We start from the raw sequence: 1,977 nt of genomic DNA, 5'->3' as shown, positions 1-1,977 counted from the left end.
CGGGTGGCCGGGACCCGCTGCCCGATGGCACCGTGGAGCCGTGCGCGGGGACGCCGAATCCTTCCGGAAGGGCTACGAGTCGCGGGTCGACGAGCAGATCCGCAAGGCGATCGAGTCCGGCGGGTTCGACAACCTGCCCGGCGCCGGGAAGCCGCTGAAGCTGCCCACCCACGGCGACGAGAACTGGTGGATCCGCTCGAAGCTGCGCGCCGAGGGCGTCTCCACCGACCTGCTGCTGCCGCCGTCGCTGCGGCTGCGCAAGGAGCTCGCAGGCCTCGACGAGGCGGTGCGGGACCTGCGCGACGAGGCCGCGGTACGGCAGGTCGTGGCCGAGCTCGACCGCCGCGTCGTCGACTTCCTCCGGTTCCCGTCGGGCCCGAGGGTGCCGATCCGGCGACCCCGCGCCGACGACGTCGTGGCGCGCTGGCGGGCGACGCGCGGGCTCGACCGTCCGGTGCCCGCGCCGCGCCCGGCCGCGCCGCCGCCACGCCGGTCGTGGTGGAGACGGCTGCGGGAGGGTGAGGGTCCGGGCAGCTCAGGACCTCGGCGAACCTGCGCCTGACGTCCACGCACCCGCCCCGTCCGGGACCTGATCCGGCTCCCGGGTCTTCTCAGGAGCGGGGCGGGCGGGCCAGACTCCACCCGCCCGCCCCGCCGGAGACTCCCGGGGCCGAACGGAGGAACCGCCGATGGCGACGGAGCCCACCCGCATCGACCTGCCCTCCGCGGGCGGCCAGACCGTCGCGGTGTTCCGCTGGCTGCCGGCCGGCGACCCGCGCGGCGTCGTGCAGCTCACCCACGGGATGGGCGAGCACGTCCTGCGCTACGGCCACCTCGCCGAGGTGCTGACGGACGCGGGCTTCCTCGTGCAGGGGCAGGACCACCGCGGCCACGGCGCCACCGCGCGGGCCAACGGCACCGAGGCCGGCTCGCTCGGCCCCGGTGGGTGGGACGAGCTGGTGGCGGACGTCGGACGGCTCGTGGAGCGGGGCCGTCAGGACGCCCCGGGCGTGCCGCTGATCCTGCTCGGGCACAGCATGGGGTCCTTCGCGGTGCAGCAGTACCTGCTCGACCACTCCGAGGACGTCGACGCGGCCGTCCTCACCGGGACGACCCTGCTGGACATGATCGAGGGGGCGATCGACACCTCGAAGCCGGTCGACCTCTCCGCATTCAACGCCCCGTTCGCGCCGGCGCGCACCGACTACGACTGGCTCTCCCGCGACGAGGCCCAGGTCGACGCGTACGTCGCGGACCCGTGGTGCGGGTTCGGCCTCGACTCCACGGCGGGCACGGAGATGCTCGCCGCGGGGCGGGCCGTCGCCGACCCGCAGCGGCTCGCGGCCATGCGCCAGGACCTGCCGGTGTACATCGCGGTCGGCGAGAACGACCCGGTGGGCGGACCCGTCGTCGTCGCCCAGGCGCTCGCGGACCGCTACCGCGAGGCCGGGCTGAAGGACGTCACGTTCCGGGTGTGGCCCGGGGCGCGCCACGAGATCCTCAACGAGACGAACCGCGACGAGGTCGAGGGCGAGCTGCTGACCTGGGTCGAGCGGGTCCTCCAGGAGCCCGTCACCAGGCCGGACGGACGCGGCTGAGCACCACGCCGACCAGCGGCGGGACGATCACCGGACCGAACGCGATCCCGATCGCGCCGATCGTGAGCAGCGCGGCGAGCTGCATCTGGATCCCGACGGCGAGGGGCAGCACGCCGACGAGCAGCGTCGCCACGAGGCCGGCGAGCATCATGATCTGGCCGCTGCGCAGCCGGTGGGGCTCCGAGACGCGGCGCGCGAACCGGGGGTCCGCGCGGCGCAGGGCGCCGATGATCGCGGCGAAGCGGCGGTCGATCGGGGAACGGCCGGGGCGCGTGTCCTCCGACGTCGGGTCCTCGCCGGATTCGTCACCCTGGTGCACCTCACCAGAGTGACCGAGCCGATCCCGCGGCACACCGTGGGGTCGGACACCCTCGGTGAG

General features: G+C 75.0%; 3 protein-coding genes. 2 read left to right on the top strand and 1 reads right to left on the bottom strand.

The window, feature by feature from the left end; translation table 11 throughout:
- The first annotated feature begins 40 nt into the window (after nt 1–40).
- Both AC0CYZ_RS23100 and AC0CYZ_RS23095 read left to right on the top strand, forming a co-directional pair.
- On the top strand, nt 41–562 hold the full coding sequence (locus AC0CYZ_RS23100; RefSeq protein ID WP_472219675.1) for a DnaJ family domain-containing protein: 522 nt from the start codon (nt 41–43) through the stop codon (nt 560–562).
- A gap of 127 nt (nt 563–689) precedes the next feature.
- Nucleotides 690–1,598, top strand: coding sequence for an alpha/beta fold hydrolase (locus AC0CYZ_RS23095; RefSeq protein ID WP_472219673.1), 909 nt, complete (start codon nt 690–692; stop codon nt 1,596–1,598).
- Here the strand turns inward: AC0CYZ_RS23095 and AC0CYZ_RS23090 are convergent.
- Nucleotides 1,573–1,917, bottom strand: a complete 345-nt coding sequence (locus AC0CYZ_RS23090) for a DUF3040 domain-containing protein (RefSeq protein ID WP_472219671.1) — start codon at nt 1,915–1,917, stop codon at nt 1,573–1,575. The two genes, AC0CYZ_RS23095 and AC0CYZ_RS23090, sit on opposite strands and share 26 nt — an antisense overlap.
- Nucleotides 1,918–1,977 lie beyond the last annotated feature (60 nt).

It is taken from the genome of Actinomycetospora sp., from assembly GCF_055612215.1.
This window is presented reverse-complemented; position numbering and strand designations above follow the sequence as displayed.